32 protein-coding genes and 1 pseudogene are annotated in these 25,409 nt (G+C 65.6%); 32 read left to right on the top strand and 1 reads right to left on the bottom strand.

Features of this window, described 5'->3' with window-relative positions:
* Positions 1-87 precede the first annotated feature (87 nt).
* The 32 genes and pseudogenes from VH88_RS11465 (at position 88) to VH88_RS11610 (ending at position 24,474) form a co-directional block, all read left to right on the top strand.
* Positions 88-1,014: a DUF2493 domain-containing protein gene (locus VH88_RS11465; protein WP_045811376.1), complete on the top strand. Its 927-nt coding sequence runs from the start codon at positions 88-90 to the stop codon at positions 1,012-1,014.
* 86 nt (positions 1,015-1,100) lie between these two features.
* Positions 1,101-1,355: a plasmid stabilization protein gene (locus VH88_RS11470; protein ID WP_012110103.1), complete on the top strand. Its 255-nt coding sequence runs from the start codon at positions 1,101-1,103 to the stop codon at positions 1,353-1,355.
* Positions 1,352-1,774: a type II toxin-antitoxin system VapC family toxin gene (locus VH88_RS11475; RefSeq protein WP_045811377.1), complete on the top strand. Its 423-nt coding sequence runs from the start codon at positions 1,352-1,354 to the stop codon at positions 1,772-1,774. The genes VH88_RS11470 and VH88_RS11475 overlap by 4 nt, the downstream gene beginning before the upstream one ends.
* A gap of 281 nt (positions 1,775-2,055) precedes the next feature.
* Positions 2,056-2,223, top strand: a complete 168-nt coding sequence (locus tag VH88_RS16285; RefSeq protein WP_012110101.1) for a hypothetical protein — start codon at positions 2,056-2,058, stop codon at positions 2,221-2,223.
* Positions 2,224-2,357: 134 nt separating this feature from the next.
* Positions 2,358-2,798 (top strand): hypothetical protein, encoded by a 441-nt coding sequence (locus tag VH88_RS11480; RefSeq protein WP_045811378.1) that lies wholly within the window; start codon positions 2,358-2,360, stop codon positions 2,796-2,798.
* A gap of 572 nt (positions 2,799-3,370) precedes the next feature.
* Positions 3,371-3,697 (top strand): DUF736 domain-containing protein, encoded by a 327-nt coding sequence (locus VH88_RS11485; protein WP_041535876.1) that lies wholly within the window; start codon positions 3,371-3,373, stop codon positions 3,695-3,697.
* Positions 3,698-4,003: 306 nt separating this feature from the next.
* On the top strand, positions 4,004-4,270 hold the full coding sequence (locus VH88_RS11490) for a helix-turn-helix transcriptional regulator (protein ID WP_045811379.1): 267 nt from the start codon (positions 4,004-4,006) through the stop codon (positions 4,268-4,270).
* Between the two features lie 96 nt (positions 4,271-4,366).
* On the top strand, positions 4,367-4,627 hold the full coding sequence (locus VH88_RS15720; protein WP_231576661.1) for a DNA -binding domain-containing protein: 261 nt from the start codon (positions 4,367-4,369) through the stop codon (positions 4,625-4,627).
* Positions 4,628-4,756: 129 nt separating this feature from the next.
* Positions 4,757-5,098: a transcriptional regulator domain-containing protein gene (locus VH88_RS16730; protein ID WP_369796286.1), complete on the top strand. Its 342-nt coding sequence runs from the start codon at positions 4,757-4,759 to the stop codon at positions 5,096-5,098.
* On the top strand, positions 4,992-5,519 hold the full coding sequence (locus tag VH88_RS11500; protein ID WP_231576662.1) for a DUF2285 domain-containing protein: 528 nt from the start codon (positions 4,992-4,994) through the stop codon (positions 5,517-5,519). Before VH88_RS16730 ends, VH88_RS11500 begins: the two co-directional genes overlap by 107 nt.
* Positions 5,520-5,655: 136 nt before the next feature.
* Positions 5,656-5,937, top strand: coding sequence for an AlpA family transcriptional regulator (locus VH88_RS11505; RefSeq protein WP_012110094.1), 282 nt, complete (start codon positions 5,656-5,658; stop codon positions 5,935-5,937).
* Between the two features lie 18 nt (positions 5,938-5,955).
* Positions 5,956-6,792, top strand: a pseudogene (locus VH88_RS11510) (replication initiator protein A); the annotation flags it as partial.
* 320 nt (positions 6,793-7,112) lie between these two features.
* The gene (gene parA, locus VH88_RS11515; RefSeq protein ID WP_045811383.1) at positions 7,113-7,766 is read left to right on the top strand and encodes a ParA family partition ATPase; all 654 of its coding nucleotides are present in this window, start codon (positions 7,113-7,115) and stop codon (positions 7,764-7,766) included.
* Positions 7,763-8,014 carry a hypothetical protein gene (locus tag VH88_RS11520; RefSeq protein WP_045811384.1) on the top strand — a complete coding sequence of 84 codons (252 nt, stop codon included), beginning with the start codon at positions 7,763-7,765 and terminating at the stop codon, positions 8,012-8,014. The genes parA and VH88_RS11520 overlap by 4 nt, the downstream gene beginning before the upstream one ends.
* The gene (locus VH88_RS11525; RefSeq protein WP_045811385.1) at positions 8,011-8,532 is read left to right on the top strand and encodes a DUF2840 domain-containing protein; all 522 of its coding nucleotides are present in this window, start codon (positions 8,011-8,013) and stop codon (positions 8,530-8,532) included. Before VH88_RS11520 ends, VH88_RS11525 begins: the two co-directional genes overlap by 4 nt.
* Entirely contained in the window at positions 8,529-9,074 is a 546-nt protein-coding gene (locus VH88_RS11530) for a S26 family signal peptidase (RefSeq protein WP_045811386.1), read from the top strand. Before VH88_RS11525 ends, VH88_RS11530 begins: the two co-directional genes overlap by 4 nt.
* A 68-nt stretch (positions 9,075-9,142) precedes the next feature.
* Positions 9,143-9,490: a DUF736 domain-containing protein gene (locus tag VH88_RS11535; protein WP_045811420.1), complete on the top strand. Its 348-nt coding sequence runs from the start codon at positions 9,143-9,145 to the stop codon at positions 9,488-9,490.
* Positions 9,491-9,559: 69 nt separating this feature from the next.
* Positions 9,560-10,273 carry a lytic transglycosylase domain-containing protein gene (locus VH88_RS11540; protein ID WP_231576664.1) on the top strand — a complete coding sequence of 238 codons (714 nt, stop codon included), beginning with the start codon at positions 9,560-9,562 and terminating at the stop codon, positions 10,271-10,273.
* 243 nt (positions 10,274-10,516) lie between these two features.
* Positions 10,517-12,256 (top strand): VirD2 family relaxase/mobilization nuclease, encoded by a 1,740-nt coding sequence (locus VH88_RS11545; RefSeq protein WP_045811388.1) that lies wholly within the window; start codon positions 10,517-10,519, stop codon positions 12,254-12,256.
* A 26-nt stretch (positions 12,257-12,282) separates the two neighbouring features.
* Positions 12,283-14,274: a conjugal transfer protein TraG gene (locus tag VH88_RS11550; RefSeq protein ID WP_045811389.1), complete on the top strand. Its 1,992-nt coding sequence runs from the start codon at positions 12,283-12,285 to the stop codon at positions 14,272-14,274.
* A gap of 4 nt (positions 14,275-14,278) precedes the next feature.
* A complete protein-coding gene (locus tag VH88_RS11555) occupies positions 14,279-14,728 on the top strand; it encodes a hypothetical protein (protein WP_045811390.1) in 450 nt (149 codons plus the stop codon).
* 157 nt (positions 14,729-14,885) lie between these two features.
* Entirely contained in the window at positions 14,886-15,869 is a 984-nt protein-coding gene (trbB, locus tag VH88_RS11560; protein WP_045811391.1) for a P-type conjugative transfer ATPase TrbB, read from the top strand.
* Positions 15,866-16,198: a TrbC/VirB2 family protein gene (locus tag VH88_RS11565; protein ID WP_045811392.1), complete on the top strand. Its 333-nt coding sequence runs from the start codon at positions 15,866-15,868 to the stop codon at positions 16,196-16,198. The genes trbB and VH88_RS11565 overlap by 4 nt, the downstream gene beginning before the upstream one ends.
* Entirely contained in the window at positions 16,198-16,479 is a 282-nt protein-coding gene (locus VH88_RS11570) for a VirB3 family type IV secretion system protein (protein ID WP_045811393.1), read from the top strand. Before VH88_RS11565 ends, VH88_RS11570 begins: the two co-directional genes overlap by 1 nt.
* 14 nt (positions 16,480-16,493) lie before the next feature.
* Positions 16,494-18,944, top strand: a complete 2,451-nt coding sequence (gene trbE / locus VH88_RS11575) for a conjugal transfer protein TrbE (protein WP_045811394.1) — start codon at positions 16,494-16,496, stop codon at positions 18,942-18,944.
* 5 nt (positions 18,945-18,949) lie between these two features.
* On the top strand, positions 18,950-19,729 hold the full coding sequence (gene trbJ / locus VH88_RS11580; RefSeq protein WP_045811421.1) for a P-type conjugative transfer protein TrbJ: 780 nt from the start codon (positions 18,950-18,952) through the stop codon (positions 19,727-19,729).
* A gap of 10 nt (positions 19,730-19,739) precedes the next feature.
* On the top strand, positions 19,740-20,024 hold the full coding sequence (trbK-alt, locus tag VH88_RS11585; protein ID WP_045811395.1) for a putative entry exclusion protein TrbK-alt: 285 nt from the start codon (positions 19,740-19,742) through the stop codon (positions 20,022-20,024).
* A 3-nt stretch (positions 20,025-20,027) separates the two neighbouring features.
* Complete coding sequence (gene trbL, locus VH88_RS11590) at positions 20,028-21,389, top strand: P-type conjugative transfer protein TrbL (RefSeq protein ID WP_045811396.1); 1,362 nt, start codon at positions 20,028-20,030, stop codon at positions 21,387-21,389.
* Positions 21,386-22,075: a conjugal transfer protein TrbF gene (gene trbF, locus VH88_RS11595; protein ID WP_045811397.1), complete on the top strand. Its 690-nt coding sequence runs from the start codon at positions 21,386-21,388 to the stop codon at positions 22,073-22,075. Before trbL ends, trbF begins: the two co-directional genes overlap by 4 nt.
* Positions 22,072-23,052 carry a P-type conjugative transfer protein TrbG gene (gene trbG, locus VH88_RS11600; RefSeq protein ID WP_045811398.1) on the top strand — a complete coding sequence of 327 codons (981 nt, stop codon included), beginning with the start codon at positions 22,072-22,074 and terminating at the stop codon, positions 23,050-23,052. The genes trbF and trbG overlap by 4 nt, the downstream gene beginning before the upstream one ends.
* Positions 23,053-23,120: 68 nt before the next feature.
* Entirely contained in the window at positions 23,121-24,233 is a 1,113-nt protein-coding gene (locus tag VH88_RS11605) for a TrbI/VirB10 family protein (RefSeq protein ID WP_231576667.1), read from the top strand.
* Between the two features lies 1 nt (position 24,234).
* Positions 24,235-24,474: a DUF2274 domain-containing protein gene (locus VH88_RS11610; RefSeq protein ID WP_045811400.1), complete on the top strand. Its 240-nt coding sequence runs from the start codon at positions 24,235-24,237 to the stop codon at positions 24,472-24,474.
* On the opposite strand, the gene VH88_RS11615 is transcribed toward VH88_RS11610, so the two are convergent.
* A complete protein-coding gene (locus VH88_RS11615; RefSeq protein WP_045811401.1) occupies positions 24,469-25,362 on the bottom strand; it encodes a LysR family transcriptional regulator in 894 nt (297 codons plus the stop codon). The genes VH88_RS11610 and VH88_RS11615 overlap by 6 nt on opposite strands.
* Positions 25,363-25,409 lie beyond the last annotated feature (47 nt).

A 25,409-nucleotide genomic window follows, 5' to 3' on the forward strand; every position in this document is an offset into this window, starting at 1 on the left:
TTCGCTCCGGGTGCAGGTCCGTCCCGCCCGACGGCTTCGTCGCCATGAAGGCCGCGACGGTCGCGGTCCTTGCCGACGGAGCATCCCATGAGCGAGCACGACGACTACGAACCACACCACGAGTCATCCCCAACCGACCATCTGATCCAGGGCTTGCAGCTCCACGGCTATCGCCCCTCCGAAGACGAGTTGGACCAGCGCCCGCCACCGGAAGACCGCATCATCGAAGGCGCCGTCGCCGACATCTTCGACGCCCTGGTCGCCACGATCACCGACACCAGCCTCGACTTCGATCTCCCCGATCTCCTCTGGTCGACCGTCAATATGTTCCACCGTGCCGTGGACCGCATCGAACAGAAGCTCGACGACAACGAGCAGGCGCAAAGGCAGCTTCAGCGCGAACAGGATGGCTCCGAGGTGAAGTCCCTCCAGCTCGAGCGCCTCATCGACATCGGCATGAACCTGATCGACCGCCGCGACGGCATGGAAACCTTCCGCGAAGCCGCCGCTGGACGCTACCTCGTCGCCACCGGCTCACCCTGGTCGCAACGCACCGGATCACGGGTCAACCATCGCAACCTCACCGCGTCGCTGATCGACAGCCGGGATTTCCTCGCCGCCAGGAGGCGCGCAGATACCGAGGTACTCGTACCCGCCGGCCCGAAGATCGCCTTCTCGGGCGGCGACACCGCCGATCACAAGCAGATCTGGGCCAAGCTCGATCAGATCCATACCAAGCACCCCGACATGGTGCTGCTGCATGGCGGCTCGCCGAAAGGCGCCGAAAAGATCGCTTCCCGCTGGGCCGACAGCCGCAAGGTGCCGCAGGTCGCCTTCAAGCCGGACTGGACGAAGCACGCCAAGGCCGCACCGTTCAAACGCAATGACCAGATGCTCGGCATCGTGCCGATCGGGGTCGTGATCTTCCCCGGCACGGGCATTCAGGACAACTTGGCCGACAAGGCCCGCAAGATGGGTATCCCGGTCTATCGGTTCGGCTCGAGCGGCGCGTAAGCGCCGCCGGGACCGGCTGCCTTGAAAACTGATAGCAATTCTTATATGATGATATCAACGCTATCAAACTTGCAGGAGGCGCTATCATGCCCGCAGTTACGATCAGGAATCTGTCCGACGCGACGCATCGCGCCCTCAAGGTGCGGGCGGCGCAGCACGGCCGCAGCGCCGAAGCGGAAATGCGCGACATCCTCGAAATGGCTGTCCGCCCCGATACGCGCCTCCGGCTCGGCACGGCGCTCGCGGAACGCAGCCGCCGCCTCGGCTTGACCAATGAGGATGTCGAGGCCCTCGACCAGGCTCGTGACAAGGCGCCCGCCAAGCCGATGAGCTTCGAATGATCCTCCTCGACACCAATGTCGTATCGGAGGCGATGAAGCCCACTCCCGACGAGGCCGTGCGCGCATGGCTCGACGAACAGGCAGCGGAAACGCTCTTTCTCTCCAGCGTCACCATCGCCGAGATGATGTTCGGCATCGGCGCGCTCCCCGAGGGCAAGCGCAAGGAGCGTCTCACCGAAGCCCTGGATGGGGCGATGGAACTGTTCGCAGACCGCGTCCTCCCGTTCGATGTCGATGCTGCGCGCCGCTATGCGGATCTCGCCGTCAAAGCCCGAACGGCCGGGAAAGGCTTCCCTACTCCCGACGGCTATATCGCGGCGATCGCAGCCGCCAAGGGCTTTACCGTCGCCACGCGCGACAACAGCGCATTCGAGGCTGCGAATGTCACGGTCATCGATCCCTGGAAGGCCGGGCGCTGACATCCGGCCACCGGCAGCGCAAGTGACGCCAGCCGAGCCGGCAGCAACAGCCCTCGCGGCATGCAGACAACCCGGTCTCCTGATCGGACAACCACCCCCGCTTCAAGACGCTGATCCTTGGGTTCAGCCGATGGCCTGACGCCATCAACCCGTAAAGGGTCGGACTACGCATGGCGTGCCGCCGCTCCGGCTTCGCCTGCACGGTGATTGCGGCCACCGGCCGAACTCTTCGGGCGCCTGTCAGCGGGGGATGGACCTCCGCTCAAACAGGAGCCAGGTCGATGTCCTTCCAAACCGCTCACGCCTTCGCCTTCAGCCTCGCTACCACCCTGATGGCGGCCATCGTCATCTATCGCGCCGGAGACGGCACGCTCTCCGTCACCCCGGCGTCGGAATATGATGGCGATGAAAACGCCATCGTCGGCGAAATCGACCCCTTCGCCTCATGAGGCGAACCGGGTCGCGCAGTCGGCGGGCGCTTCACGCTTCTGCTCCCCCCGCGGCTCGAATTCTGCTAATCTCGCATGTGCGCCGTGGTGGTGGTGGAGGCGCGTCCGTCTGACATTTGACGAAAGACACCACCATGATCTTCATCGGCATTCTCCTCAGCATCGCCGCCATCGGTTTCCTCTGCTGGCTCCTCTTCACGCTTGCGGTGTTCGCTCTTCCGTTCTTCGCGGGCGTGACTGCCGGCACATGGACCTATGGCACCGGCGCAGGCTGGCTCGGCGCGATTGTCGTCGGCTTTGTCGCCGCCGGCCTGACCTTCGGCATCGGCCAATTCCTGCTCGCCACCGTCCGTCCGACCTGGGCACGCCTGCTCATCGCCGCAGCCTTCGTCGCCCCGGCCGTCGTCGCCGGATTCCATGCCACCCATGGCATCGTGAAACACACCATGCCATCGGAGATATGGCAGACCGTGTTCTCCGTCATCGGAGCTATCGCGGTCGGCATCGTCGCCTTCGTGCGGATCACTGGAATGGCGGCCTCCGACCCATCTGCCGGGCATGTGTCCCACGCCTAAACCCGCAGCGCCCATCGCGGCGGGATCCAACGGCACATACCTTTGCCCTCCACGCCATCTGGTCGCCCGATGGGGAAGCGGCATCGCGAAGCATCGGCTACGCCCACCTGTCACGGAACGATGGAGCGCGTCGGGGCGGCAACGACATCGTGGCCGGCAGCCCCTCAGCGTCGAGGCGTTTCGTCAGAGCTGGCGGAATGGCGAAATACGCAGCGCAGGCCTGTTTGAGAGAGGTCTACGCCTGTGATCGCCAATCGGACTTCCCGGGCCAATGCGAAGGTCGCCGCCGTCTCCACCGTCGATCCGTCCAGCACCCGCGCCAAAACGGCCTCTTCAATGGCCTGATCTGGCCGAAGGACGGCTTTGCCTCGAGCGCCTAAGCCACAACGGCTGGCCCCGACTTTCTTCCCCTGCCGGCTGCGCCGTCATTCCTCGCGAAACAACAAAGTCGCGCCTGCGCCATCCTCCGCTTTGCTGCGGTCGCAAGCGATGTGTCGTCGCTCGCCTCCGTCCGGTCGATCGCCATCGAGGCCGCAATGGTGCGGGCTCGAAACGGAAAACGGAGACTTACAATGGCGACCATCGGCACCTTCAAGAAGACCGGCTCGAACGAATTCGGCGGCGAAATCGTCACCCTCAGCGTCCAGGCCAAGGGCGTGCGCATCGTCCCCGACCTGCGCGCCAGCGGCGAGAACGCCCCCAGCCACCGGGTCCTGGTCGGCCGCGCCGAGATCGGCGCCGCCTGGTCCAAGCGCTCCAACGAGGGCCGCGACTATCTGGGCCTCAAGCTCGACGATCCGAGCTTCAACGCTCCGATCTACGCCAACCTCTTCGATGACGAAGACGGCGAAGGTTACTCGCTGATCTGGTCCCGCCCCAACGGCCGCCGCGCAGACTGAGGCGGCTTCACGAGGCCCCGGCCGAAAGGTCGGGGCCGCCTTCCTGCTCAAATCGCACCCGATCGCAGATGAGTGCCCCAAATAGTCGGGTCACACCGAAGGCGCGCTCTCCAGCTTTACTGCAAAAGCCAGCCCGCAGAACCTTCGCTTCACTGACGACGACGCCTCGATTGCCCGAATCAGCAAATCGGCGACCGCGCAACACGGCCCTTCGGCAACCTCTTTGAGCTGGCAGAAACGGGCCAATACGACTAAAATAGCCGTAGTTCTGGAGCGCGCGCCGGTTGCGATGGGAGGTGATCATGCATGATCACCGCCCGACAATCACGGGCCGCACGCGCGTTGCTGGGTTGGACACAGGAGACGCTCGCTGACAAGGCCCGCCTATCGCTGACCGCGCTCAAGCGCCTCGAATCCGAAAGCGGGCTCGATGTGTACGAGACGACGCGCGATCAGGCACGCAGGGCCTTGGAAGCTGCCGGCATCGTCTTCCTGTCGACCGACCGAGGGCAAGGAGTGCTGCTGGTCGATGATCGCGGAAACAAGCCGAACCGATCTACAGGCTTACGCTGACCTGTGGGCATCCAGGTTCCTCATCATTCGCACTGCCTCCATTTCGGATCACACATGGATAATAGACAGGCACCGCATATTCGCCGAGTCTGCACCATGACCGCACCATTCCAGGACCTCGCGCCATCGGGGCAAGATCTCACCGATTACGACAAGTCGCACGCCAAACTATACATGCGCTTGCTGGATGCGGCCGCTGACGGCGCGCATTGGGAGGAAGCCGTGCGGGTGCTGTTCGACCTTGATCCCGCCCGTGAACCCGAACGCTGCCGACGCATCCATGACAGCCATCTCGAACGCGCCCGCTGGATGACACACACCGGCTATCGGCATCTCCTGCGACAGACTCACCGCTGAGAGGCTTGCGAACCTGCGTGATGCCCTTTCGACATCACGCAATGCCCTCCTCCGGACTTCCAACACCCTCGTCGTGCCCCGAAAAATCACACGCTCGACTTACGCGCACCACGCGGGAGAGTTGATGCAATGAGGCCCGATACATCGAACTGGCGAGACGACCGCAGCTACGATTTCTTCGATACACTTCCGATCGAAGGTCTCGCCTGGGAGTGCCTTCGCAGATACCGCCCTTATCAGGACGATTACGCCAGACTGGTCGATGCTGGCGCCGAGACTGAGCCGCTGCCTGACGACAGGCAGCAGCGCTGGGGGTTGCGATTTCCCCGCAAGGCCAGGTCGTTCTGCCCTACAGCAACAGGTGGTGTGGTCGCCGCAGAGCGATCCCGCCGTCCTCTTTCTGACAGCACGGCCGAACTTTCTGCCGTCCAGCTCAAACAGCCTCGCCGACAGGTTCGCTGCGGGCCGTGATGGCCCTGAAGGAGCCTATGCCGGTCTTCCCGAGCACGACCTCCAGCTACTCTTCCTACCCGGCATATCCGCACACGACCAGCTAGCGGCGGTCGTCCCCATCGATGACGACATCCTCGATCGCATTGATGCGCTGACACGCCTCGCGCGCGCCTGGCTCCAGCGTCCACCATTGCGCGACACGCGCATGACCGCCGAGCAGCGCCGCCGCTTTCGCCTCAAACTTCGTGCCGCCGACGGCCGCATGAATGGCGCGACCTATCGCGACATCGCCATCGCAATCTATGGCGCGGCGCGCATCGATACCGATCCTTGGAAGACCTCGCCGCTGCGGGATGCCGTGATCGCCTTCGCCGAAGCCGGATTGGCCCTCATCGGTGGCGGCTATCTGCACCTGCTTCGGCATCGTCGGCGCACCTAGCCTGCGCCAACAATAGGGGTGGGCAATTTAGCCAGCCCAAGTCCCCCATCCACCCCGCCGACGGTTCTCCGCCACCGTGATCGCTGTCAGCCGCTGATCGCCAGCGGCCCCCAGCAACCCCACGGAGGCCCGCCCAATGCGACCCGACACCGCCGCGCTCCCGCCACGCTACCTGCGGACCAAGGAAGCAGCTGAATTTCTCAGCCTGTCTGCGCGCACTCTCGAAAAACACCGCACCTACGGCACAGGTCCGGCCTATCACAAACTCGGCGGGCGCGTCGTCTATTCGGTCGACGATCTGGAGACCTGGGCCGAGCGCGGCGCCGTGACCTCGACGTCCGATCCGCGCGGCTCCGTGCTTCCCGCAAAGCGCCAGACGCTACCGACCGGCCAGATCGCCGGCCGATACGCACGCTGATCGTGGCTGATCCCTTTCATGGTGGTGCGTCGTCGTGACCCTTCGGAGCGTGGGCAGCTCGACCTGTTTCGCGCGCTTCCCGGCGACTTCGCGCCACGAGACGCGCAGGATCTCATGGCCTATCCCTTCTTCTCCCTCTCGAAATCGCACCGCATAGCGCCGATCGACTTTTCGGCGGGCGGCGTCTCCATCCGGGTCGAGGCCGTTCCCGATCATGGCATGGCCACGATCTGGGACGCCGACATCCTGATCTGGGCCGCCAGCCAGATCGTCGAGGCCCGCGACGCGGGCCTGCGCACCTCGCGTCTGATGGCGGCGACACCCTATGAGATCCTCACCTATGTCGGGCGCGGCACATCCATGCGCGACTATCAGCGGCTCAAGGCCGCGCTCGACCGGCTGCAATCGACCACCATCTCGACGTCGATCCGCCAGCCCGCCGAAGGCCGCCGTCACCGCTTCTCGTGGATAAACGAGTGGCAGGAGCGCAGGGATCGCCAGGGGCGGCCGGATGGCATCGAGCTGATCGTCCCCGACTGGTTCTACAAGGCCGTCCTCGATGACGCGCTCATCCTCACCATCGATCCGGCCTATTTCGACCTCACCGGCGGCCTTGATCGCTGGCTTTACCGCATCGTGCGCAAACACGGCGGCCGCCAGCGCGCCGGATGGCGTTTCGATCTGCGGCACCTCCATCTCAAATCCGGCAGCCTGTCGCCGTTCAAGCGCTTCGCCTTCGAACTGCGCGACATCGTGCGGCGCCAGCCGCTGCCCGGCTACGTCCTGTCGCTCGAGGTGGAAATCGGCGGGCGCACGCTGCTCGCCTTCGAGCCACTGGCCGCCTGTGGAAAACCTGTGGACGGCATCGTGCTATCGGGAACCCGACCTATCGTGCCATCGGGAACCCGAGGCTCGTGCCATCAGGAACCCAAACGGACCGCAACATCTGGAAATCGTGGGCGGATTCGCGCCCTTAACTTAGAGTCTAACCAAGAATCTAACTTTGAAGAGCGCGCGCGCGATGTGGAAAACCTCATCCGCACCGCCGCAGCGAACCTCCGCGCCACGGGCAAATCGCAGATCAAGGGTGCTCCCACGGCTCAGACGGGCCGGAAAGAGAGCGAGCAGGCTTCCCCCGATCAGCTGCCGCTCCTCGATCGGCCTGGAGGTGCGCGATGATCATCGCGTTCCTCAACCAGAAAGGCGGTGTCGGCAAGACGACGCTGGCGCTCAACCTTGCCGGCGAACTCGCCGGGCGCGGTCAGCGCGTCACGCTGATCGACGCGGACCCACAGGGCTCGGCCCTCGACTGGTCTGAGCAGCGCAGCCATGAGGGCCTGCCGCGCCGGTTCGGCGTCGTCGGCCTGGCGCGCGACACGCTCCACCGCGAAGCGCCGGAGCTGGCCCGCGATGTTGACCACGTCGTCATCGACGGCCCGCCGCGTGTCGCAGCCTTCATGCGCTCGGCGCTGCTCGCCGCCGAACTCGTGCTGATCCCGGTGCAGCCGTCGCCGCTCGACGGCTGGGCATCGGCCGAGATGCTGGCGCTGCTCCGCGAAGCCCGCGTCTATCGCCCGGAACTGGTCGCCCGCTTCGTGCTCAATCGCTGCGGTGCGCGCACCATCCTGGCCCGCGAGACGGCCGAGACCCTGGCCGATCACGATCCACCGTTGCTCGCCACCACCATTGGCCAACGCATCGCCTTCGCTGCCGCCGCGCAGACCGGCCGCCTGGTCGCCGAACTCGACCGCGCAACACCGTCCGCGCGCGAGATCACCGCGCTCGCCGACGAACTCCTCCATCTTCGTCTGGGCGGGAGCGCACCATGAATGAGCGATCCCCCCGTCGCGGCTTCGCCTCGCGCCCCGCCGATCCCGACCAATGGATCAAGGCTGCGGACAACGCACCACGCGCCGCTGACGTCGCTGCGTTCACCGCCAGGCTCACCATCGATGTGACGCCCGAACTGCGCGGCCGGATCAAGATCGCCGCGTTCGGGCGCGGCGTCACCGTCGCCGACATGCTGCGCGAGCTGCTCGCGCGTGAATTCCCCTCGACACCAGGAGACACCACATGACCGGCACTGCGGCTCCCCGCACGCGCGGCGGCCCGCTGCCGTCAGCGCTCCCCCATGACACCATGACCCACGTCGAACTGACGTGGATCGAGAAGAAGATCGAATACTGGATCAGGTTCGGCCGTGAGGCGCATGAACAGATCCTCGACCGCCGCCGGCGTGTCGTCTCCTTCCGTCCGGACACCGTATTCGCGTTCGTGCGATGGGCGGCCAACGATTTCGGCACGATCATCTCGCGCATCGACATCGTGCGCGCGGTCGAGCCCGGCGAACCCTACCAGACGCTGCCCTTTGTCCGACCGGGTGGTGAAATCCTGCTCAGGATCGACGGATGGCCAAAGGTCGAAGACGTGCTGCGCCACGTCGATGCCATTGAAGCGATCGGCATCGAGGCGGACGCCGTTTCACCGGAACACTGGCGTCACGTCCACAATCGGATGGCGGCTGGACATCAGCCGCGCTCCTATACGCTCGACCAGCATCGCGCCTTCCTCCTGCGCCGGAGGACGCGGTCGTGACGCGCGCCGGTCTCTTCCTCGTCATGGCTCTCGCGACCACGGGCATCAGCTATCCGGCGCTCACCCCGATGCCGATCAAGCTCCTGTGGAACGCATCGGCGAGCGCCCCCATCGGCTTCTACACGATCGACGTCGATGGCCCGTTCGACGTCACCGATCTCATTGCCGTCGATGCGCCCGAGCCGCTCGCGACCTTCATGGCCGAACGCGGGTACCTTCCCAAAGGCGTCCCGCTGTTGAAGCGCATCCTCGGCGTTTCCGGGCAGACCGTTTGCCGCTCGAACCTCTCCGTCACGATCGACGGCGTCGAGATGGGCGATGCGCTGCCGCGTGATCGCGCCGGGCGCGACCTCCCGGTCTGGCAGGGCTGCCGCCGTATCCCGACCGGCGAAGTCTTCCTCATGAACTGGCAGGTCCGCGACAGCCTGGACGGTCGCTATTTCGGCCTGACCTCCACCGACCAGATCATCGGCCGCGCCGTCCCCCTGTGGACCGACGAGGACGGAACGGGCCGCTTCGAATGGCGCGCACCGACGCGATGAACACCTCGCCATCGGCGGGGGCGGCGCCCACCGATGGCTTTCCCAACGTCGCCGCAAAGGGAGTCATCATGCCTCAGATTGGTCAATTCACGCGCCAGGACACGGGCTTCGCCGGCAAGCTGGAGACGTTCACTCTCTTCCGCGATGTCGTCATCGTGCCGGCAGAGCCCTCCGATGCCGAGAACGCGCCGGATTACCGCGTTCACGCCAGCGACGATGGCAAAGCCGAAGCCGGTCCGGAAATCGGCGCGGGCTGGAAACGCACCGGCGAGCGCGCGGGCGAATACGTTGCCGTACTGATCGACGACCCTGCGCTGCCGCAGCCGATCCGCGCCAATCTGTTCCGCGACGATGACGCCGGGAATGCCTGGTCGCTGCACTGGTCGCGCCCGCGCGACCGCGCCGGGAAGGACTGACCGATGTCCGGTCCCCGTCCAACGATGAGCCGTAGGGATGCGCACTGGCGGCAGTACACCGTCCGGCGCATGGCCCTCCTTCTCCTTACCGGCCTGGCCCTCGCAGCGGGCGCAACGGACGCCGCTCTTGCCCAGTCCGTGTCGGCAGCGCGCACGGTCGCTGGCGATCCGCACGCGGCCTTCGTTACCGAAGCCTCGCAGCGGTTCGGCATTCCCGAACACTGGATCGTCGCCGTCAAACGCGCCGAAAGCGCCGGCGATGTGCGCGCCATATCGTCGGCCGGCGCGCTGGGGTTGATGCAGGTCATGCCCGATACCTGGGCCGCGCTTCGCGTTCGCTATGGGCTCGGGCGTGATCCCTACGACCCGCGCGACAACATCCTCGCAGGCGCTGCCTACCTGCGTGAAATGTTCGACCGCTACCGCACGATCCCCGCAATGCTCGGCGCCTACAATGCGGGGCCTGGCCGCTACGACGAATACGTCCAAACCGGCCGCGCCCTGCCCGCCGAAACGCGGGCCTACATCGCGCTGCTGGCTCCGCAGCTAGGCGCACCATCGCCGGCGAGCGCGCCATCGGTTGCGCCGCCACCGCCGCCGGATTGGCGGGAAGCGCCGCTCTTCGTCGTGCGTTCCGCCGACGCTCGTTCGGCAACATCGACATCGGAAAACGCGCGGTCGAACGACAGCCGCTCCTCCGTCGCGGCGCGCACTCCCGAAACCGCCGAAGACTCGAACGCCCCGATCGTGGTCGCTCGCTCTGACGGGGGGACGCCCCGATGAGCTGCGGAAGTATCCTTCGCACTCTGTCGCATTTCGGCGTGACATGGAGGGCACAAGGGGGAGAGGCAGGCACAACAACCGCACGATGGCAGGATAAAAGGCCGCACATTGCGCGGCGGTCGGGCGGTTGTTTTTGCAGGATATTTTGGCGCGCTCCGCACATTGCCGTGCTCATCGGCAATGTGCGCCTGACGCCCAATTGCCTGTATCAGCGCGATTTTTCGCACATTGCGGCCTCGCGTCATGGCCGATGACCATGAGTTTCGTGTTCGGCCTGGGCGCATCCGGTCAACCCGCGCGCAGTCGGCTCGGCCCTTCATCGCGCAGGCGCTGGCCGCCGCGAAGAAGGCGGGCGGCGGCGTCTCGCGCTCCGGGCGCGTCGTTGCCGCCAATCGCTCGCGCTTCGGCCGCGGCCAGCGCGCCAGCATCCAGGCGAACCGCCTCATCACTGCGCGCACGCGCGGCGCAGTCATCAAGGCCCGCGTCGTGCGGCACTCCGGCCGCACCGCGCCGCTCGGCACGCATCTCGATTATCTCCGCCGCGATGGCGTGACCCGTGACGGAAAAAACGCCCGGCTGTTCGGGCCGGGAACGGAGGAAGCTGATGGCCGCGCCTTCGCCGGGCGATGCGAGGATGATCGCCATCATTTCCGCTTCATCGTTTCACCGGACGACACCGTGGAGATGTCGGACCTCAAGTCCTTCACCCGCGATCTTGTCGGCCAGATGGAAAGGGACCTAGACACGCGGCTCGATTGGGTCGCGGTCGATCACTGGAACACCGAGCATGCTCACGTCCATCTGATCGTGCGCGGCGTCCGCGACGACGGCCAAGACCTCGTGATCTCGCGCGACTACATCAAGGAGGGCATGCGCGATCGCGCGCGTGACCTCATCACACAAGAGCTTGGCCCGCGCACAGATCTCGATATTCGCCGCGCGCTCGAACGCCAGATCGAGGCGGAGCGCTGGACACAGCTTGATCGGCAGCTTGTCCGCGACGCTGGAAAGACCGGCGTCATCGATGTCGCCCCGGAGGTCGGCCGCCAGCCCGACGCCTACGCCGTCGAGAAGGTGGGCCGCCTGCGCAAACTCGCGGCCCTCGGCCTCGCCAGTGAAGTCGGACCTGGCCAGTGGATGATCGACGATCAGGCTGAGGTGACGCTGCGCCAGCTCGGCGAACGCGGCGACATCATCAAGCGCATGCACCGCGCACTCACCGAACGCGGTATCGACCGCGGCTCGGGCAACTACGTCCTGGCAGGGGAAAGCCTCGACGTGCCGGTCATCGGCCGTCTGGTCGAGCGCGGCCTCGATGACGAGCTGAAGGGAACGGCCTACGCCGTGGTCGACGGCGTCGATGGCCGGACCCACCACATCCGCTTGCCGCATCTCGATGCGGCGGGGGACAGCGCGCCGGGCTCGATCGTCGAGCTGCGCACCTTCGAAGATGCTCGCGGCGAACGCCGCGTCGCGCTCGCCGTCCGCTCCGATCTCGATCTCCAGCATCAGGTGAACGCCTCGGGCGCGACCTGGCTCGACCGGCAATCCATCGCCCGCGAACCCGTCGCCATGTCGGAGGGCGGCTTCGGCGCCGAGGTGCGGCACGCGATGCGACAACGGGCGGAGCATCTGGTCCACGAAGGTCTCGCCGAGCAGCAAGGCCGCCGCGTCATCTTCAGCCGCAACCTGATCGAGACGCTTCGCCGCCGCGAGGTGGGCGCTGTTGCCGACCGGCTGGCGAAGGAGACAGGCCAGCCGTTCAAAGCGGCTGGCAATGGCGAATATGTCGCCGGCACCTATCGCCAGCGCATGACGCTCGCATCCGGCCGCTTCGCGATGATCGATGACGGCCTCGGCTTCCAGCTCGTGCCCTGGTCGCCGTCCCTCGAAAACCAGCTCGGCAAGCACGTCTCCGGGGTCGCCCGCGGCGACGGCGGTGTCGACTGGAGCTTCGGCCGCAAGCGGGGGCTCGGCCTCTAATCACCTAAGAAGAAAGGACCGCAGCAATGTCCGCGACCAAAATCCTGTGGGGCCAGATCGCCGTCGTCTTCCTCATCGTACTGCTCACCACCTGGGCGGCGACGCAATATGTCGCATGGAGCCTCGGCTTTCAGGCGCAGCTCGGCGCGCCCTGGTTTTCCCTGTTCGGCTTGCCAATCTACTATCCGCCGGCGTTCTTCTGGTGGTGGTATTTCTACGACGCCTACGCGCCGGAGGTCTTCGCCAGGGGCGGGATGATCTCGGCGTCGGGCGGCTTCATCGCCATAGCCGTCGCCATCGGCATGTCGGTCTGGCGCGCCCGCGAAGCAAAAAGCGCGGCGACCTACGGCTCCGCCCGCTGGGCGGGAAAGGACGAGGTGAAAGCCGCGGGCCTGCTCAGTCCCGACGGTGTCGTGCTCGGCCGCTATGATCGCGACTATCTCCGTCATGACGGCCCCGAGCATGTGCTTTGCTTCGCCCCGACCCGATCGGGCAAGGGCGTCGGCCTGGTCGTGCCGTCCCTGTTGACCTGGCCGGGCTCGGCCATCGTCCACGACATCAAAGGGGAAAACTGGCAGCTCACCGCCGGTTTTCGCGCCCGGCATGGCCGCGTTCTGCTGTTCGACCCGACCAACCCCAAATCGTCGGCCTACAATCCGCTGCTCGAGGTGCGCCGCGGCGAATGGGAAGTCCGCGACGTCCAGAACATCGCCGACATCCTGGTCGATCCCGAAGGCTCGCTCGAAAAGCGGAACCATTGGGAGAAGACCAGTCATGCCCTGCTGGTCGGCGCCATCCTGCATGTCCTCTACGCCGAAGACGACAAGACATTGGCCGGCGTCGCCGGTTTCCTGTCCGATCCAAAGCGCCCGATCGAGTCGACGCTCGCCGCGATGATGAAGACCAGCCACCTCGGCGAGGCAGGGCCGCACCCCGTCATCGCCAGCGCCGCGCGCGAGCTGCTGAACAAATCGGACAACGAACGCTCGGGCGTGCTCTCCACCGCCATGTCGTTTCTCGGCCTCTACCGTGACCCTGTCGTCGCCGAGGTGACGCGGCGCTGCGACTGGCGGATCTGCGACATGGTGGGCGGCAAGCTCCCGACCACGCTCTACCTTGTCGTGCCGCCGTCCGACATCAACCGCACCAAGCCGTTGATACGCCTGATCCTCAATCAGGTTGGCCGCCGTCTCACCGAGGATCTGCAAGCGAAGGCCGGGCGGCATCGCCTGCTGCTCATGCTCGACGAGTTTCCCGCCCTCGGCCGCCTCGATTTCTTCGAGTCCGCGCTGGCCTTCATGGCGGGCTACGGCCTCAAGAGCTTTCTGATCGCTCAATCGCTGAACCAGATCGAGAAGGCTTACGGCCCGAACAATTCGATCCTCGACAACTGCCATGTGCGCGTTTCCTTTGCGACGAACGACGAAAGGACCGCGAAGCGGGTCAGCGACGCGCTCGGAACCGCGACCGAGATGAAGGCGATGAAGAATTACGCCGGGCATCGGCTCTCGCCCTGGCTCGGCCATTTGATGGTGTCGCGCTCGGAGACCGCGCGACAGCTCCTGACACCAGGCGAGATCATGCAGCTTCCGCCGACCGACGAGATCGTCATGGTCGCCGGCACGCCGCCGATCCGGGCGAAGAAGGCGCGCTACTATGAAGATGCCCGCTTCAAGGAACGCATCATGTCACCGCCGGGACTAGCGCGGCCTGCTGAAGGTCGGCCCGACGATTGGAGCAAGCTGCCGATCCCCGCGCGCCCGGAGATGACCGAAGGCGCTGCGCCAACGACGAGCAGTGACGATGAAGAGGATTCCACCGAGTCCGAGCGTCGGCATCAGCCCGAACTCAACCGGGTGAACCCCATCGAAAAGAAGGCGCCGATCGACAATGAGTTTGAGATTGATTTGCCTGACGACACAGAGGACGCAGCCGCGCGCAACCAGCGGATGACCCGCGTCATGCGCGGCGTTGCCCGCCAGGTCTCGCTCGATCCCAATGACGGCATGGAGTTGTAGCACCATGCCCGGACGCAAGAAGAAGGTGCCGATTTCCGTCTATCTCGACCCCGACATCATGGCGACGCTATCGGACTATGCAGGCCGTCGCGAACAACCGCTCTCCCTGATCGCCGAGGCCGCCATCGCGTCCTTCCTGTCGCCGGACGACGCGGAGCGGCGTGAAGCAGTGATCGCCAAACGCCTCGACCAGATCGATCGCCGTCTCAACCGCATGGAGCGGGACATCGGGATCTCCGTCGAGACCATGGCCGTATTCATCCGGTTCTGGCTCAACACGACGCCGGCGCTGCCCGAGCCCGCAGCCCAGGCAGCGCGCGCCATGGTTGGGAAGCGCTACGAGGCGTTCATCGCGGCCCTTGGACGGCGCTTGGCTCAGGGACCGAAACTTCGGCAGGAGATCGTTGAAGATGTCGGCGAGTCGCCGCCGAACGCGACAGAGAGCGATCCATAGGCTTCAGCGCGCGTGGATCAATACCGCCGTTCTCCTGTATTTGCACGCCACGCTGCTACGACGGTCGATACTTGTTGAATCGGCTCAATTCGCGGCTCTTTTAATCACCCCGATCCGGGGACCCTCTTTTCCAGCCCCGTCAGGAAGCGGGGCAGGAATGACCAATATCAGCCAGAAGCCGGAAGCATTCGCGCGCGGTGCGCGCATGCTTCGCACCGCGCTCGGCTCGACCATCACCCATTTTCTCGAAGACCCGGCCGTCGTCGAAATCATGCTGAACCCGGACGGCCGTCTCTGGGTAGATCGCCTCTCCGAAGGGCTGGCCGATACGGGTGAGACGCTGTCGCCCGCCGATGGCGAGCGCATCGTGCGGCTGGTTGCTCACCATGTCGGCGTCGAGGTGCATCCGCGCAGCCCGCGAGTCTCCGCCGAGCTTCCTGACACGGGAGAGCGGTTCGAGGGCTTGCTGCCGCCCGTTGTCGCCGCACCGGCCTTCGCCATCCGCAAGCCCGCCGTCGCGATCTTCACGCTCGACGATTATGTGGCCGCCGGAATCATGTTCGCCGACCAGGCGGCGACGCTACGCGCGGCCGTGATGGCGCGCGCCAATATCCTTGTTGCGGGCGGCACCTCCACCGGCAAAACCACGCTGACCAATGCGCTTCTGGCCGAGGTCGCCAAGACGGCGGATCGCGTCGTCATCATCGAGGATACCCGCGAGCTTCAGTGCGCCGCGCCCAATCTTGTCGCCATGCGGACCAAGGATGGAGTGGCCACGCTCTCGGAGCTGGTTCGCTCTTCGCTACGCCTGCGCCCCGATCGCATTCCCATCGGCGAGGTGCGCGGCTCCGAAGCTCTCGATCTCCTGAAAGCATGGGGAACCGGCCACCCCGGCGGCATCGGCACGATCCACGCAGGGAGCGGCATCGGCGCGCTGCGCCGCCTTGAACAACTCATCCAGGAGGCCGTCGTCACGGTCCCGCGCGCCCTGATCGCCGAGACCATCGATCTCGTTGCCGTCCTCTCCGGCCGCGGCTCCGCGCGCCGGCTCACCGAACTCGCCCGTATCGAAGGGCTCGGCCCGGACGGCGACTACGCCATCACCCCCGCAACCCTTGACCGCACAGGAGCGCCAACATGATCCACACCACGATGCGCGTTCGCCGCTATGCCGCGACGGCCGCCGCCTTCACCTACGTCAACCTCGTCCTCGTACCCGCCGCCCATGCCTCCGGCTCGTCCATGCCGTGGGAAGCACCGCTCCAGAAAATCCTCGAATCCATCGAAGGGCCGGTCGCCAAGATCGTCGCCGTCATCATCATTATCGCCACTGGCTTGGCGCTGGCGTTCGGTGACACGTCCGGCGGCTTCCGGAAGCTGATCCAGATCGTCTTCGGTCTCAGCATCGCGTTTGCGGCGTCGAGCTTCTTCCTGTCGTTCTTCTCATTCGGCGGCGGGGCGCTCGTCTGATGGCGGCGGCGCTCGAACAACTCGACGCGGTGCCGGGTTTCACCGTCCCGGTTCACCGGGCGTTGACCGAGCACATTCTGCTCGGCGGCGCACCGCGCGCGCTCGCCATCCTGAACGGCACGCTGGCCGGAGCCGTGGGCCTCGGCCTGCGCCTCTGGCTCGTGGGTCTGCTGATCTGGGTCGTTGGCCATATCGCAGCCGTGTGGGCTGCAAAGCGCGATCCGCTCTTCGTCGAGGTCGGCCGCCGCCACCTGCGCATCCCCGCTCATCTGTCCGTCTGAGGAGGCGCATCGCCATGATGCATCTTGCCGAATATCGCCGCACCGCAACCCGCCTCGCTGACTATCTGCCCTGGGTCGCGCTCGTCGCCGAGGGCGTCGTGCTTAACAAGGATGGCAGCTTTCAGCGCACGGCCCGTTTCCGCGGCCCTGATCTGGACTCCGCGGTCGCTGCCGAACTGGTCGCCGTCGCCGGGCGGCTCAACAACGCTTTCCGCCGTCTCGGATCGGGTTGGGCCATCTTCGTCGAGGCGCAGCGGCACGAGGCGTCGATCTATCCGGCGGACCTGTTTCCCGACGCTGCCGCAGCGCTCCTTGATGCCGAGCGCAAAGCCGATTTCGAGGAGGCCGGCGCGCATTACGTCTCTGGCTACTATCTCACCATCACCTATCTGCCGCCGGCCGAGGACGCCGCGCGGACCGAAGCCTGGCTCTATGAGGGCCGCGAACGCGCTGGCATCGATCCGAAGGAAATCCTGAACACCTTTGTCGACCGCACGGATCGCGTGCTGGCGCTCCTCGACCGCTTTATGCCGGAATGCCAGTGGCTCGATAGCAGCGAGACGCTGACCTATCTCCATTCGACCGTCTCGACCAAACGGGACCGCGTCCGCGTGCCCGAAACGCCGGTCTATCTCGACGCGCTGCTCGCCGACCAACCGCTCACCGGCGGCCTGGAGCCGCGCCTCGGAACGGCGCATCTGCGCGTTCTCACCATTGTCGGTTTCCCAACCGCGACCACACCCGGCATCCTCGACGATCTCAATCGGCTCGCCTTTCCCTATCGCTGGTCGACGCGCGCCATCCTGCTCGACAAGACCGACGCGACCAAGCTGCTGACCAAAATCCGCCGCCAATGGTTCGCCAAGCGCAAAAGCATCGCTGCGATCCTGAAAGAGGTGCTGACCAACGAGGCGTCCGCGCTGGTCGATACCGACGCCTCGAACAAGGCGGCGGACGCCGATCTCGCCCTCCAGGAACTCGGCGCTGACTACGCCGGCCAATCCTATGTCACCGCGACGATCGCGGTATGGGACAACGATCCCCGAATTGCCGACGAGAAGCTTCGCCTCGCCGAGAAAGTCATCCAGGGCCGCGACTTCACGGCCATGACTGAAACGATCAATGCCGTCGATGCCTGGCTGGGCTCATTGCCGGGACATGTTTACGCCAACGTGCGCCAGCCCCCGATCTCGACGCTGAATCTCGCCCACATGATCCCGCTCTCGGCGGTGTGGGCGGGGCCGGAACGGGACGAGCATTTCGGGGCGCCCCCCTTGCTGTTCGGCAAGACCGAGGGTTCGACCCCGTTCCGGTTTTCTCTCCATGTCGGCGATGTCGGTCACACACTCGTCGTCGGCCCGACCGGCGCCGGCAAATCGGTGCTCCTCGCCGTCATGGCCTTGCAGTTCCGGCGCTACGCCGGTGCCCAGGTCTTCGCCTTCGACTTCGGCGGTTCGATCCGCGCCGCCGCGCTCGCCATGGGCGGTGATTGGCACGATCTCGGCGGCGATCTCACCGAGAGCGTGGACTCCTCGGTCTCGCTGCAACCGCTCGCGCGCATTCACGACACGCCCGAACGCGCCTGGGCGGCCGACTGGATCGTCGCCATCCTGATCCGCGAGGGCATCGCGATCACCCCCGAGGTGAAGGAGCACCTCTGGTCGGCGCTGACCTCACTGGCATCGGCGCCGGTCGAGGAGCGCACGATCACCGGCCTCACGGTGTTGCTCCAATCGAACGACCTGAAGCAGGCGCTGCGACCGTATTGCGTGGGCGGCCCCTATGGGCGGCTACTCGACGCCGAGGCCGAACATCTCGGCTCGGCATCGGTGCAGGCGTTCGAGATCGAGGGACTGGTCGGGACTGGCGCGGCACCCGCCGTGCTCGCCTATCTCTTCCATCGCATCGGCGACCGTCTCGACGGCTCGCCGACGCTGCTCATCATCGACGAGGGCTGGCTCGCACTCGACGACGATGCCTTCTCCGGGCAATTGCGCGAGTGGCTGAAGACGCTGCGCAAGAAAAACGCCAGCGTCATCTTCGCCACGCAGTCGCTGTCCGACATCGACAACAGCAACATCGCCCCGGCCATCATCGAGAGCTGCCCGACAAGGCTGCTCCTGCCGAACGAACGCGCGATCGAGCCGCAGATCACGGAGATCTATCGGCGCTTCGGTCTCAACGACCGCCAGATCGAAATCCTCGCGCGTGCCACGCCCAAACGCGACTATTACTGCCAGTCGCGGCACGGCAATCGCCTGTTCGAGCTGGGCCTTTCCGAAGTCGGCCTCGCGCTCGCCGCCACCTCCTCCAAGACCGACCAGTCCGAGATCGCGCGCACCGTCGCCGAGCATGGCCGCGAGGGCTTTCTCGCCGCCTGGCTGCGCCTGCGCGGAGCCGATTGGGCCGCAGACCTCATCCCTGATCTCACGAACCTCGCCCTCCAGCAGTCCGAGAAGGAGTAATGACCATGAATACGCTTCGTTCACGCCCGCGCGCGCTGTCGCTCGCGGCCTTCATCCTGGCGATACCGCTCGCCGCATCGCCGGTGCTGACCGCGCCAGCGCACGCGCAATTCGGCTTCGGCGGTATCGTCTATGACCCTACCAACTACGCCCAGAACGTCCTGACGGCGGCGCGTTCCCTCGAGCAAATCAACAACCAGATCCGCTCGCTTCAGAACGAGGCGCAGACCCTCATCAACCAGGCCAAGAATCTGGCGAACCTGCCGTACTCGGCGCTCCAGCAGATTCAACAGAACGTCCAGCGCACCCAGCAGCTCCTCGGCCAAGCGCAGAACATCGCCTTCGACGTTCAGAACGTCGACCGGATGTTCCAGCAGCAATATGGCAGCGCCTCGCTGTCGTCCTCGGACGCCAAGCTCATCACCGACGCTCGCTCGCGCTGGCAGAACACCGTCGGCGGTTTGCAGGACGCCATGCGCATTCAGGCCGGCGTCGTCGGCAATATCGACAGCAATCGCACGCAGATGTCCAATCTCGTCAGCCAGAGCCAGGGCGCGCAGGGTGCGTTGCAGGCGACGCAGGCAGGCAATCAGCTTCTCGCGCTGCAATCGCAGCAACTCTCCGACCTGGTCGCGCTGATCTCCGCCAACGGTCGCGCCACGGCGCTGACTGACGCGGAGCGCGCGGCGGCGGCCGATCAGGGCCGGGAGCAGCGCCGCCGTTTCCTCACGCCGGGCGCGGGCTATCAGCCCGGCAACGCGCAGATGTTCGGCAACGGCAACTGAGATCGCGGTCATGGACGGCAAGATGCTGGCCCGGTTGGGCGCCATCGTTTTCGTATCGCTCGCCATCACGGCGACGGCGATCGAGATGACCCGGAAGGACGCGGCCCCTGAAACGGAGCGCGTCCACGCTGTCGAACCCAAGCGCGATGCGCTCCGCGAAGGGCAGCGCCGGTGCCAGCAGCTTGGCCAGGCAGCGGCGAGCGATACCGACTGCATGCGCATCTGGGCCGAGAGCCGCGATCGCTTCCTCGGTCGCCCCCCGGCGCCTGCTGTCCCGACAACAGAAGGACGGTGAACCATGGGCGGCGCAGGTGTCATCGACAATTTCCTCGGGGTCTTCACCTCCTACATCAACAGCGGGTTCGGACTGCTCGGCGGCGAGGTCGCGTTTATCGCCACAACGCTGATCGTCATCGATGTGACGCTTGCCGCGCTGTTCTGGAGCTGGGGCGCGGAAGACGACATCATCGCCCGGCTGGTGAAAAAGACGCTCTTCGTCGGCGTCTTCGCCTATCTCATCGGCAACTGGAACAACCTTGCCAAGATCGTCTTCGACTCGTTCGCGGGCCTAGGCCTCAAGGCTTCCGGCACCAGCTTCACCGCGCAGGATCTGATGCGACCCGGCAAGGTCGCGCAGACCGGGCTCGACGCCGCGCGCCCCTTGCTCGAATCCATCTCCGACCTGATGGGCTGGATCGCGTTCTTCGAGAACTTCATCCAGATCGCCTGCCTGCTGTTCGCCTGGGCGCTGGTGCTGCTCGCCTTCTTCATCCTCGCGATCCAGCTCTTCGTTACCCTGATCGAATTCAAACTGACGACGCTGGCGGGCTTCGTCCTCATCCCGTTCGGCCTGTTCGGCAAAACCGCCTTCATGGCCGAGCGCGTGCTGGGCAATGTCATCTCATCCGGCATCAAGGTGCTGGTGCTCGCCGTCATCATCGGCATCGGCTCAACGCTGTTCAGCCAGTTTACGGCCGGCTTCGGCGGCGCAACGCCAACAATCGACGACGCCATGGCGATTGTCCTTGCCGCGCTATCGCTACTCGGGCTCGGCATCTTCGGCCCCGGCATTGCTGCCGGTCTTGTCAGCGGCGGACCACAACTCGGCGCCGGTGCGGCGATTGGCACCGGGCTTGCCGTCGGTGGTGCGGCGCTCGCGGCTGGTGGCGCGGCAGGCCTTGCCCTGAAGGGAGGAGCGGCTGCGATGTCCGGCGGTGCTGCCGCCGTGCGGGGTGGAGCGGCGGCGGCAGGCGGAGCCGCCGCTGCCTACAGCGTCGGCTCGCTCGGCCAGTCCGGCGCAGCCGGTGTCGCCTCTGGTCTCGGCGGTGTCGCCCGCGCGGCCGGAGCAGCCACCGTGTCACCCCTGAAACGCGCGACGGCGCGCGCCGCCGAAGGCGTCAAGTCCAGCTTTTCCGAAGGTGCGAAGGCAAGATTCGGGGCGACGGGCGGCTCCTCGACCATGAGCACGATACCCGGCTCAGGCTCCGCAGGCGAAGCCGCCGCCGCAGCGCCCCGCGACGGTCCGCCCGACTGGGCCAAGCGCATGAAGCGCCATCAGTCAATCAGCCACGGAGCCACCCTCGCAGCGCACGCCGTCAAATCGGGCGACAGCCATGGCGGCGGCTCTTCCGTCAATCTCTCCGAAAGTAACCGCTCATGAGCCTCTTCAAACGACCCGCCGCTCACTATGGGAAATCGCCCGAACCCGAAACACCCTATCAGCGCGCAGCGCAGGTATGGGACGATCGCATCGGTTCGGCCCGCGTCCAGGCCAGGAACTGGCGCATCATGGCCTTCGGCTCGCTGTTCCTGTCAGCCGGCTTCGCCGCCGCGCTGGTCTGGCAGTCGGCGCGCGGCACCGTCGTTCCCTGGGTCGTGCAGGTCGATCGACTCGGCCAGGCGCAGTCCGTTGCACCGGCGTCGGCAGACTACCGGCCGACCGATCCGCAAGTGGCCTGGCATCTTGCCCGCTTCATCGAGCAAGTCAGAAGCATCCCGGCCGATCCGATCATCGTGCGCCAGAACTGGCTGCGCGCCTATGACTGGACCACCGATCGCGGCGCCGGTGCGCTCAACGACTATGCCCGCACCAACGATCCCTTCACCAAGGTCGGCAAACAGCAGATCGCCGTCGAGGTTTCGAGCGTGATCCGCGCATCGGCGGATTCCTTCCGCGTGGCCTGGACCGAGAAGCGTTACGAGAATGGCCAGCTCGCGGGCACGGAGCGATGGACCGCCATCCTCACCATCGTCATCCAGACGCCGCGCGACGCAGACCGGCTGCGCGCCAATCCGCTCGGCATCTACATCAACGCCATCAACTGGTCGCGGGAGATGTCCCAATGAGCACGTCTCTGCGCATGTCCGGCTCTCCGGCTTTCCGTAAACCCGCTTTGGCGATGATGCTGCTCTCGGCAACGATGCTGGCGGGCTGCGCGACCTTCAAACCACCCACCATCAGCTACGACAGTGACGTGCCGCCGCTCCCAGCGGTGCCGGCGGCGGTCACGGAACAGCCGCCGCGTCCGCTGCACACGCCTCCTGCCTGGACGGTCGCGCATGGTGGAACCGCCGCGAATACGCCGAGCGGCCGCGTGGAAAACGCCAATGCTGCGGCGCGTGTCGAACCGCGACGCGAGGGCTATTATAACGCCATCCAGATCTATCCCTGGAGCGAAGGCGCGCTTTACCAAGTCTATGCCGCGCCCGGCCAGATCACCAACATCGCGCTCGAGCCGGGCGAAAGCCTGACCGGCGCAGGTCCAATCGCCGCCGGTGACACCGCCCGCTGGATCATCGGTGATACCGAAAGCGGTTCCGGCCTCTCGCGCCGCGTCCACATCCTCGTCAAACCGACGCGCCCCGACATCACCACGAACCTGGTCATCACGACTGACCGCCGCATCTACATGCTTGAGCTGAGGGCGGAGGCGAAACCCTATATGCCGGCCGTTGCATGGGCTTATCCCGCCCTACCGGCATCGCAACGCGGAACGGTCCCGACGACGCCTATCATTCCCGCTGCCGCCGCGCGTCACTACCGCTACGGCCTCACCGGCGACACGCCGCCCTGGCGGCCGGTCGCCGTCTATGACGACGGCAGGCGTGTGTATGTCGAATTTCCACGCGGCATCGCTCAAGGCGAGATGCCGCCGATCTTCGTCCTCGGCACCGACGGCGAGCCGCAGCTCGTCAACAGCCGCATCTACCAAAACATCCTGATCGTTGACCGCATCTTCGGAGCCGCCGAACTGCGCCTCGGCAGCGGCCAGCAGCAGCAGACCGTCAGGATCGTGCGAACCGATGGGAAACCTGCATCATGAGCGACACCGACCACGACAATGCCGAACCGCGGGATCAATCGACGCCCGCCGTCGATACGTCATCATCCATGCGTCTGCGGGCGGAACCTCCGCGTGTCACCCGGCTGTCGCGCAAAGTGCTCGCCGGCGTCGCCGCAGTTGCCCTCGTCGGTATCGGCGGCTCTCTCATCTACGCGCTCCAGACCCGCGATCCCGGCAAGAGCGCCGACGAACTCTATTCGACCGACAACCGCACCACGGCCGACGGCCTGGCCGGCCTGCCACGCGATTACACCGGCCCGGTCCTCGGCCCGGCGCTGCCTGGAGACCTCGGCCGCCCGATCGTCAGCGCGCAAAATCAGGGGCATCCTGTCGTGCCGCCCGCCATGGCCGCGCCGGGGCCTGATCCCGAGGAACAACGTCGCCTCGCCGAATTGGAGGCCGCACGCACCAGCCGCGTGTTTTTCCAGGCCGGTCCGGCCGCAACGTCGGCGACCGCTGGCCCGAATGTCCCGGGATTTGCCGGCGTGGGAGCTGGCACACAACCAGGCGCCGAGACGGCTCAAGATCGACAACTCGCGTTCCTCAATGCTCCCGTCGACCGCCGCACCATTGCGGCCGACCGCATCATGGCGCCAGCATCGCCCTATGTTCTCCAGGCGGGCGCGGTCATCTCGGCCGCCCTCATCACCGGCATCCGCTCCGATCTGCCTGGACAAATCACCGCGCAGGTGACGGAGAACATCTACGATAGCCCGACCGGCCGCATCCTCGTCATTCCGCAAGGCACCCGGATCATCGGCCAGTACGACAATAGCGTCCAATACGGGCAGAGCCGCGTGCTTCTCGTCTGGAACAGGCTCATTCTCCCGAACGGCCGGTCCATTGTGCTCGAACGTCAGCCCGGAGCCGATACCCAGGGCTATGCCGGTCTGGAAGACGGCGTCGATTACCATTGGTGGGATCTCGCCAAAGCGGCGGGGCTCTCGACGCTTCTGTCAGTCGGGTCCGAGCTTGCCATTGATGACCAGGACCGGCTCCTGCGCGCCATCCGCAATGGCGGCCAGGACACGATCAATGATGCTGGTCAGCAGATCGTTCGGCGCCAGCTCAACGTCGCGCCGACGCTGACGATCCGGCCAGGCTTCCCTGTCCGCGTGATCGTCACCCGCGATCTCGTCCTCGAACCTTACGGAGGCTGACATGACGAAATTGAAGCTCGGCCCGATCACCGAGGAAAAGCCGGTGAAGGCCACGCTGGATCTGCCCGCGTCGCTTCACCGGGATCTCGCGGCATATGCCGAGCTGCTGGGAAGGCAGACTGGCCAGCCTGTCCGCGATCCCGTGAAGCTGATCGTACCGATGCTGGAGCGCTTCATCGCCACCGATCGCGGCTTCGCCAAGGCCCGGCGCGCGAAGCCCGCGGGCGATGCCAGTTCATAAATCCACGCCCTGACGACGCGCCATCGTCTTCGCCATGCTGACAAAGCGCCTGAGCGCCGGGTTGTCGTTCTTTGGCGACCACACGCCGTTGAAGGGAAGGACTTCGCCGATAATCGGCCGATAGCAGATGCCCGGCACATGGGCTGCTGTCGCCGCCTCGCTCATGACCGTAAGCCCGCTGCCGATCGCGACGAGCGTCAACAGATTGTCGCGCCCGACAAACTGCGCCTGAATCTTCGGGTGATGGCCGAGATCGGCGACCCGCTGGACCAAATAGTCATGGACTTCCTGGCCCGGCGGTACATCGCTAACGATGAAGGTCTCGTGCGCCAGATCATGCCACTTCACCTCCTCCTTCCGGGCAAGGGCGTGTGCTTCCGGCAGCACCACGAAAACACGTTCCGACCAGAGGTAGGTGGTCTCGCATCGGGGCCACTCCAATGTCCCCGTCAGAAAGGCGATGTCCAACCGGAACTGCCGGATCGCGGCGACATGCTCCGCGGGATTGCCGTCAGCAACCTCGACATGCACGCCGGGGTGCTCTGCCGCGAAGGTCCGGAGAAGGTCTTGCAGAAACCCCGAGGCCAGGGACGAGAAGATGCCCACGCGCAATTGACCTTCCGTGCCGCGACCCACCGCGTCCACGATCTCCGCGCCTTCATTGATGTATCGAAGAACCTTTTGGGCTTTCGACAAAAGCCGCTGTCCGGCAACGGTCAAGCATACACCGCCACTGTGACGGTGAAACAGTGCCGAGCCGAGCCCGTCTTCCAGGTCGCGTATCCGGCGGCTGATCGTGGACTCCTGAACGCCCAACGCTACGCCCGCCTTGCGGAAACTCCCATGCTCGGAAGCCGCCACGAAATACCGCAGATGTCGAAAATTCATACTCACACCTGGAAATCGTCCGGGGAGCCCCCTTATCCCGAATGTCT

Origin of the sequence: Brevundimonas sp. KM4, assembly GCF_000964075.1 — a bacterium.
GTDB lineage: Bacteria > Pseudomonadota > Alphaproteobacteria > Caulobacterales > Caulobacteraceae > Brevundimonas > Brevundimonas huaxiensis.